The organism is Streptomyces sp. NPDC087844 (assembly GCF_044742785.1).
In the GTDB taxonomy this organism is placed as follows: Bacteria; Actinomycetota; Actinomycetes; order Streptomycetales; family Streptomycetaceae; genus Streptomyces.
On the sequence record NZ_JBIUVD010000039.1, the window covers coordinates 24,081 to 33,703 of the forward strand.

Genomic DNA, 9,623 nt, shown 5'->3' on the forward strand with positions numbered 1-9,623 from the left:
CCCACCGTGAATGAGGACAAGCTGGTCGACTACCTCCGGCGGGTCACCGTCGACCTCCACGACACCCGGCGGAAGCTGCGTGAGGCGGAGGAGCGCCATCAGGAGCCGGTCGCCCTGGTCGGCATGGCCTGCCGCTACCCCGGCAGCGTCGGCTCGCCGGAGGAGCTGTGGAACCTCGTCGCCGCACGCAGGGACGCGATGGGGCCCTTCCCCACCGACCGCGGCTGGGACCTGGACCGGCTGTTCCACCCCGACCCCGACCACCCCGGCACCAGCTACGCGCGCCAGGGCGGATTCCTCTACGAAGCGGCAGGGTTCGACCCCGACTTCTTCGGGATCAGCCACCGCGAGGCGCTGGTGATGGACCCGCAACAGCGGCTGCTGCTGGAGGTCGCCTGGGAACTGCTGGAGCGCGCGGGCATCGACCCCCAGTCGCTCAAGGGCAGCCGCACCGGGGTCTACGCGGGCGCCGCGCTGCCCGGCTTCGGGACGCCGCACACGGACAGCGCCGCCGAGGGCCATCTCGTGACGGGCAACGCGCCCAGCGTGCTGTCCGGCCGGCTGTCGTACACGCTCGGCCTGGAAGGCCCCGCGGTCACGCTGGACACGGCGTGCTCGTCGTCGCTCGTGGCGATCCACCTCGCGAGCCACGCGCTGCGCCAGGGCGAGTGCGATCTCGCCCTCGCCGGCGGCGTGACCGTGATGTCGCAACCCAATGTGTTCACCGAGTTCTCCCGGCAGCGCGGGCTCGCGGCCGACGGGCGGTGCAAACCGTTCGCCGCCACTGCCGACGGCACCGCGTTCTCCGAGGGCGTCGGGCTGCTCTTGCTGGAACGCCTGTCGGACGCCCGCCGCAACGGACACCCCGTCCTGGCGCTCGTACGAGGCTCGGCCGTCAACCAGGACGGTGCCAGCAACGGACTGACCGCGCCCAACGGCCCCTCCCAGCAGCGCGTCATCGGACAGGCCCTCGACAACGCCCGGCTCACGCCCTCCGACGTGGACGCCGTGGAGGCGCACGGCACCGGCACCCGGCTGGGCGACCCGATCGAGGCGAAGGCGCTGCTCACCGTCTACGGACAGGACCGCCCCGAGGGCCGGCCGCTGTGGCTGGGCTCCGTCAAGTCCAACATCGGGCACACCCAGGGCGCAGCCGGTGTCGCCGGGGTCATCAAGACGGTCATGGCGATGCGGCACGGGACACTGCCCGCCACCCTGCACGCCGACGAGCCAACCCCCCATGTCGACTGGGAGGCCGACGCGGTACGGCTCCTCACCGAACCCGTCGCCTGGCCGCGCGGCGAACGCCCCCGCAGGGCCGGAGTCTCCTCGTTCGGCATCTCGGGGACGAACGCCCATCTGATCCTGGAGGAGCCGCCGGAACCCGAACAGGCCGTCCCCGTCCGTACGGAGCCGGTCGGAGCGACCGGGCGGCGGGACGACACGCCCGTACCCCTCATCCCCTGGACCCTCTCGGCGCGCGGCCACCCGGCGCTCCTCGCACAGGCGGAGGCGCTCGCGGCGCATACAGCGGCGCGTCCGGACCTGCGCGCCACCGATGTGGCCTTCTCGCTCGCCCGCACCCGGTCGGTCCTCGAACACCGGGCCGTGCTCCTCGGGCACACCGCGGAAGAGCTGACCGAGGGACTCGCCGCGCTGGCCTCCGACACCCGCCATCCGGCGCTCACCCGTACGCAGGGCCCGGCGGGTCCGGGGGAGACGGCCTTCCTGTTCACAGGCCAGGGAAGCCAGCGCGTCGGCATGGGACGGCAGCTCCACCGCACCTACGGTGCGTACGCCTCGGCCTTCGACGACGTCTGCGCCCTGCTGGACCCGCTGCTCGGCCACCCCCTGCGCGGCCTCGTCCTCGGCGGGGGAGAGGGCCCGGAACACCCGGAGAACCTGCACCGCACCGAGTTCTCCCAACCCGCGCTCTTCGCCGTGGAGGTCGCGCTCTTCCGCCTGGCCGAATCCTTCGGTCTCACCCCCGACTGGCTGACCGGCCACTCCGTCGGCGAGATCGTCGCGGCGCACGTCGCGGGCGTGCTGTCCCTGCCCGATGCCTGCACCCTCGTCGCCGCCCGCGGCCGTCTCATGCAGGCGCTGCCCGCAGGCGGGGCGATGGTCGCGGTCGAGGCCGCCGAGGCACATGTCCTGCCCCTGCTGGCCCGCGCCGGAGACCGGGTCTCCCTCGCCGCCGTCAACGGCCCCGCCTCCGTCGTCGTCTCCGGCGACGAGGACGCGGTCGAGGAGGTCGTCCGGCCACTGCGAGAACAGGGCCACAGGACGAAGCGGCTACGGGTCAGCCACGCCTTCCACTCGCCGAGGATGGACGCGATGCTGGACGACTTCCGGCAGGTCGCCCACTCGATCCGCTACGAGCCACCGCGTATCCCCGTCGTCTCCAACGTCACCGGCACGCTCGCCGAAGCGGCCGTGCTCACCGACCCCGACCACTGGGTGCGGCATGTACGGGAACCCGTACGGTTCCTCGACGGCATACGCGCCCTCCGTGCCGAGGGCGTCACCTGCTATGTGGAACTGGGCCCCGACCCTGTCCTCACGGCCATGGCGGAGGCATGTCTGACCGGCGAGGAGGAGCCGCCGGCATCCGGCGCGCCGCTGCTGACCGCTGTGCTGCGAGAGGGACACGACGAGCCGCGCACCCTGCTCACCGCGCTCGCGGCCACCCATGTGCACGGCGGTACCGTCGACTTCGCCGCGGCCCTGCCCGCCGACGCCCGACGGGTCACCCTCCCCACCTACCGCTTCCAGCGGCGGCGGTACTGGCGCCCCGTCCCGGAGAGCGCGGGAACGGCCGCCGGACTGCGGGCCTCCGGGCACCCGCTGGTCACCGCGGTCGTGGACCAGGCCGACGGCGGACTGCTGCTGACGGGCAGCCTCTCTCCGCGGAGACACGGCTGGCTCGCCGACCACGCCATCGCCGACAGCGTGCCGTTGCCCGGCACGGCCTTCCTCGAACTCGCCCTGGCGGCGGCGAAAGCGGCGGACCTCACCGTCGTCGACGACCTCACCCTGGAGACACCGCTTCTGCTCCCCGCGACGGGCGCCGTGGACGCCCAGATCACGGTGGCACCGCCCGACCCCCACGACGGCCGCCGCCGGATCACGATCCACTCCCGGCACGCGGCGGCCCGGGACACGGACCGGCACACACAGGACGAGGACGGACCGGGCGCGGACGCGGCGTATGACACCGAGGACGCTGCCCCCGTCTGGCAGCGCCATGCGTCCGGGACCCTGACGGAACCGGAGGACACCGCCTCCGGGGGCACAGCGGAGGCCGGCGCAGAGGCATGGCCGCCGGAAGGCGCCGTGGCCATCGACGGCGAGGAGCTGTACGAGGCCCTCGCGGAGCAGGGATACCGCTACGGCCCCGCTTTCCGCGGCGTACGGACAGCCTGGCGGCACGGCGACACCATGTTCGCGGACGTACGACTGGCACCGGAGCAGCACGACGAGGCGGACGCGTACGCCCTCCACCCCGCCCTGCTCGACAGCGCGCTGCACGCCGTCGACGAGCTGTACCGCGGCCAGCAGGGCGCGTACGGCACGGTCAGGCTCCCGTTCTCGTTCCGCGGGGTCCGCGTGCACGCCCCCGGCCGGACCGGGCTGCGCGTACGCATCACCCCGGACGGCCAGGACACGATCGCGCTCGCCCTGACGGACGACACGGGAATGCCGGTGGCCGACATCGGCTCGCTCGGGCTGCGCGTGGTCTCCGCCGAGAGGTGGCGCTCCAGCCAGGCACCCGCCGCCGATACGACGACCCGCTTCCTGCACCGCCTCGACTGGCAGCCGTTGCCCCTCCCGTCGCCTTCACAGGAGCGGCCCGGCACCGGGGAAAGCGTCGCCGTGCTGGGACCGGACGCGTACGGCTGGTCCCATGGTCCGGACGTCGTCCTCACACCCACCGAGGTCCACCCGAACCTGGCGGCGTTGAGGGAGGCGATGACGGACGGCCCGGAGGGACAACAGGCCCCGGACCTCCTCGTCGTACCGCTCCTGGAGGCTCTCGGCACCGGATACGACGGGACCGGATCCGACCCCGACCTCGACTCCGGGGGACTGGGCCGCGCGACGCCCGAGCGAACCCGCGCCACGGCCGACGGCCTGCTCCGCCTCCTCCAGGAGTGGCTGGCCGACGAGCGGTTCGCGACGGGACGTCTGGTCGTCGTCACACGGAACGCCGTCGCGACCGGCCCGCAGGACCCGCCGTCCGACCTGGTGACGGCCCCCGCGTGGGGCCTGGTCCGCGCCGCGCAGGCCGAACACCCCGGCCGCGTCGTCCTCGTGGACCTGGACGCCGAGGACTCCTCGCACCGGGCCTTGCGTACCGCTGTCCGGGCCGCCGGGGCCGCGGGCGAGACCGAGTGCGCGATACGGGCCGGCGAGGCCCTGGTCCCGAGGCTGGTCCGGGCCACTGTGGACCACACCGCCGAGCCGCCCGCGCTCGACCCGGAAGGCACCGTCCTCATCACCGGTGGTACCGGAGCACTCGGCCGCGTCGTCGCCCGGCACCTGATCACCGAACATGGCGCGCGCCATCTCCTGCTGGCCGGACGCGCGGGCGACACCGCCGAAGGCAGCGCCGAACTCGCCGCCGGACTCGGTGAGCTGGGCGCGCGGGTCAGCTTCGCACGCTGCGACATATCGGACGCCGCCTCGCTTGCCGATCTCCTTCGCGCGATCCCCGACGAGCACCCGCTGACAGCTGTCGTCCACGCTGCCGGAATCGTCGACGACGGACTGATCAGCTCGCTGACACCCGAGCGGCTCGCCGCCGTCATGGCGGCCAAGACGACCGGCGCCTGGCTGCTGCACGAGGCGACCCGCGACTGCGACCTCGCCGCCTTCGTCCTCTACTCCTCGGCCGCCTCCGTCCTCGGCAACGCGGGACAGGGCAACTACGCGGCGGCCAACATGTTCCTCAACGCACTCGCCGAGCACCGCTGCGCCGAAGGACTGCCCGCCACCTCACTGGCGTGGGGCATGTGGGAGACCCCCGGCGGCATGGCCGGCCAACTAGCCGAGGCCGACCGCGCCAGGATCACCCGCTCCGGCATCGCGGCCCTCACCCCTGAACAGGGGCTCCTCCTGCTCGACAGCGCACTGGCCGCCCGGCTCCCCACCGTGGTGCCGGTCCGCCTCGATCGCGCGGTGCTGCGCGCCCTGGCCGACGCCGGTTCGCTCCCCGCCGTCCTGCGCGGCACGGTCGGCCCACGGGCACGCCACACCGCCGGGCCGAACGCCACCACCTCACTACGGGACCGGCTGGCCGGACTGCCCGAAGCAGAGCGGGACCGCGCCCTCCTCGCCGTGGTCCGCGAGCAGATCGCCACCGTACTGGCCCACCCCGACCCCGACACGCTCGACCTCACCCGGCCCTTCCTGGACCTGGGGGTCGACTCGCTGACCGCCCTGGAGCTGCGCAACAGGCTCAACACCGCGACGGACCTCACCCTTCCGGCCACACTCGTCTTCGACCACCCGACACCGCAGGCGCTCGCCCGGTTCCTCCACACCACACTGGACGACGGCCGTCCGCGCCCCGGTCGAGCGGGTTCAGGCGGCGTTGTGGCGACGGCGGCGGTCGGCGCTGCCGGAACAGTGACCGGTATCGCGCCGGACGAACCGCTGGCCGTCGTCGGCATGGCGTGCCGTTATCCGGGCGGTGTCACCTCTCCCGAGGACCTCTGGCGCCTGGTGTCCTCCGGGGTGGACGCAGTCGGCGAGTTCCCGACGAAACGCGGCTGGGGCCTGGCGGACCTGTTCGACCCCGACCCGGACAGCACCGGCCGGAGCTACGCGCGAGAGGGCGGCTTCCTGCACGACGCCGACCTGTTCGACGCCGGGTTCTTCGGCATCAGCCCGCGTGAGGCGCTGGCCATGGACCCGCAGCAGCGGCTGCTGCTGGAGACCGCCTGGCAGACGTTCGAGAACGCCGGTCTCCGGCCCGTCGATCTTCGCGGCAGCAGAACCGGCGTGATCACCGGAGTCATGTACGACGACTATGGCTCCCGCTTCCTGGGCCGGGCCCCGAAAGACGTCGAAGGGCGTCTGATGCCCGGCAGCACACCGAGCGTCGCCTCGGGGCGTGTCTCGTACACGTTCGGTCTGGAGGGGCCGGCGGTGACGGTGGACACGGCGTGTTCGTCGTCGTTGGTGGCGATGCATCTGGCGGGTCAGGCGTTGCGTCAGGGGGAGTGTGATCTGGCGTTGGCGGGCGGGGTGACGGTGATGGCGACGCCGAACACCTTTGTTGAGTTCTCGCGGCAGCGGGGGCTTGCTGTGGACGGCCGGTGCAAGCCCTTCTCGGCGGCGGCGGATGGCACCGGGTGGGGTGAGGGTGTGGGGCTGGTGCTGTTGGAGCGGTTGTCGGACGCGCGGCGCAACGGTCATCGCGTGCTGGCGGTCGTACGTGGCTCGGCGATCAACCAGGACGGCGCCAGCAACGGTCTGACCGCCCCGAACGGTCCCTCGCAGGAGCGTGTGATCGGACAGGCGCTGGTGCGGGCCGGGCTGTCGGCGTCGGACGTCGATGTGGTGGAGGCGCATGGTACGGGGACGACGCTGGGTGATCCGATCGAGGCGGGGGCGCTGCTGGCGACGTACGGCCAGGGCCGCCCGGAAGGCCGGCCGCTGTGGCTGGGGTCGGTGAAGTCGAACATCGGGCATACCCAGGCGGCGGCGGGTGTGGCGGGTGTGATCAAGATGGTGATGGCGATGCGGCACGGAGTGCTGCCCGCCTCCCTCCACATCGATGAGCCGTCGCCGCATGTGGACTGGGAGTCGGGGGCGGTGTCCCTGCTGACTGAGCCGGTGGAGTGGCCGGAGAACGATGATCGCCCGCGCAGGGCGGGAGTCTCCTCCTTCGGCTTCTCCGGGACCAACGCCCACGTGATCCTGGAGCAGCCGCCGCGGGAGCCCGCCGGGGCCGGCGAGCCCGAACAGCCGCAGAACGAGCCCTCCCAGGACGTCGTGCCGTGGGTGGTGTCGGCGCGCAGTGACGAGGCGGTGCGTGGTCAGGCTGGGGCGTTGGCCGAGTGGGTGGATGCCGATTCGGGGCTGACGCCTGTCGGGGTGGGGTGGTCGCTGGCCACGGCGCGGTCGGTGTTCGAGCGGCGGGCGGTGGTTCTGGGTGACCGTCGTGAGGGGCTGGTCGCGGGTGTGCGGGCGTTGGCGGCCGGTGACGCCCACCCCGATGTGGTGACCGTGCCTGACGGGTTGGTGCAGGGAGGTGGGACGGTCTTCCTGTTCAGTGGTCAGGGCAGTCAGCGGGTGGGGATGGGGGCGGGGCTGTACGGGCGCTTCCCGGTGTTTGCTGCCGCGTTCGATGAGGTGTGCGGCTATCTGGACGGGGAGCTGGAGCATCCGCTGCGCCAGGTCGTCTTCACCGGCGTACCGGGCCATGAAGGACTGCTGGACCACACCACCTACGCCCAGGCGGGACTGTTCGCCTTGCAGGTGGCGTTGGCACGGCTGCTGGAATCGGCAGGAGTACGCCCCGACGCGGTGGTGGGCCACTCGGTCGGGGAGATCGCCGCCGCGTATGTCGCCGGGGTCTTCGACCTGCGCGACGCTTGCCGACTCGTCGCCGCGCGCGCCACGTTGATGGGCGCGCTGCCGCGGGGCGGGGCGATGACCGCCATCGAAGCAAGCGCTGCGGAACTTGAGGAGGATCTCGCCGGGTGCGGGGGGCGGGTGAGCGTCGCCGCCGTCAACACCCCGACCAGTACGGTGATTTCGGGGCCGGCGCAGGACGTGGCGCGTCTCGGTGCGCTGTGGGCCGGGCGGGGCCGCCGGACCAAGGCGCTGACGGTCAGTCACGCCTTCCACTCCATGCTGATGGAACCCATGCTGCAGGAGTTCACCGAGGCGGTCGCGGACCTGGACTGTCAGCGGCCGGTGCTGCCGCTGATCAGCAACCTGACCGGGCTGCCCGCCGGCGAGGAGATCACCACCCCCGCCTACTGGGCCCATCACATCCGTCAGCCCGTTCTCTTCGCTCCCGCGGTCACCCACCTCGCCTCCGACACGGGCACCTTCCTGGAACTGGGACCCGACCCCGTCCTGACCACCGCCACCCAACACACCCTCCAGCACCACCACACCCTGCACCACACGCAGAGGGCCACTGACGAGCGTCCCGCGCCCCTGGTGCTTTCGGCCCTCATCCACAGGCAGCCCGAAGTCCACGCCCTCACCCGTGCCCTCGCCCAGCTGCACACCCACGGAACCGACATCGACTGGGCCGGCTGGTTCCCCACCGACCCGGCACCACACACGGTCCAACTCCCGACATACGCCTTCCAACGCGAGCGGTTCTGGCTGGAGGACGTGGACAGCGCCGGAGGCGATCCGGAGGGCTTGGGACTGGTCTCCTCCGGCCATCCGTTGCTGGGCGCGGCCGTGGAGTTGGCAGGTGGGGACACCCTTGTGCTCACGGGCCGGATCACTGCCGGGCACGGCGGCTGGTTGGGGGATCACCGGATTCTGGGTTCGGTGCTGGTGCCGGGTGCGGCGCTGGTGGAGTGGGCGTTGCGCGCGGCCGACGAGGCCGGATGCGCGGGAGTGGACGAACTCGCCCTCCAGGCACCCCTCGTCCTGCCCCCGACCGGTGGGGTCAACGTCCAAGTAGTGGTCGGCGGAGCCGAGGACGATGGGCGGCGTGACGTACGGGTCTACTCCCGCCCCGACCGCGAGTCTTCCTCTGCCGAGGGCCAATGGCTCTGCCACGCCGAGGGCTTCCTGAGCCCCGAGCGGACAGGCCGTGACGAGGGCATCACCGGGCAGTGGCCGCCGTTCGGTGCCGAGGCACTGGATGTCGAAGGCTTCTACGAGCGGGCTGAGACGGCGGGTTATGGATACGGTCCTGCGTTCCAAGGGCTGCGAGCCGTCTGGCGGGACGGCGACGACCTCCTGGCCGAGGTCGAGCTGCCGGACACGGCGGGTGAGGTGGGCGGCTTCGAAATACATCCCGCGTTGCTCGATGCCGCACTGCACCCCGTATTCCTGCTCGGTGATTCAGGAGAGGGGCAGGTGTGGATGCCGTTCTCCTGGAGCGGTGTGGCGCTCCACGCGCTGGGAGCGGGAATGATCCGGGTACGGCTCTCTCCGCTGGGCGCACGGCTTGATCAGGGTGTGCGGCTCACCGTCACCGACCCGACGGGCGCTCCAGTCCTCACGGCCGACTCGGTCGCGATGCGTGCGGCGAACGTGGACCAGATACGTACGGCCGGGACGTACGCGCTGGACGGGCTCTACTCCGTCGAATGGACGGCCCTGCCCACGTCGGCCGATTCACCTTCGGACGTCGAGTGGGCGGTGTTGGGACCCGAGAAGACCGGCAGTGCCGACGTCAGATCCGCCGACGTCAGGTCCTTCGAGGACGTGGACGCGCTCGTGTCGGCGATCAACGCGGGTGCCTCCGTGCCTCCGCTCGTCCTGATCGAGGTGCACCCCGGCGATGACGACAGCCCTGATGAGGCGTTGGCGACAACCACCCGTGTTCTTGGGTTGTTGCGGGTGTGGCTGGCTGAGCCGGGGTTGGTGGGGGTGCGGTTGGTGGTGGTGACGCGGGGTGCGGTGGTGGTGGATGG

The 9,623-nt window shown here is 72.2% G+C and carries 1 protein-coding gene; it reads left to right on the forward strand.

Annotated features, from left to right (window positions below):
* Positions 1 to 6: 6 nt before the first annotated feature.
* A partial coding sequence (locus ACIOKD_RS40825; RefSeq protein WP_402093484.1) for a type I polyketide synthase occupies positions 7 to 9,623 on the forward strand: 9,617 nt, incomplete at its 3' end.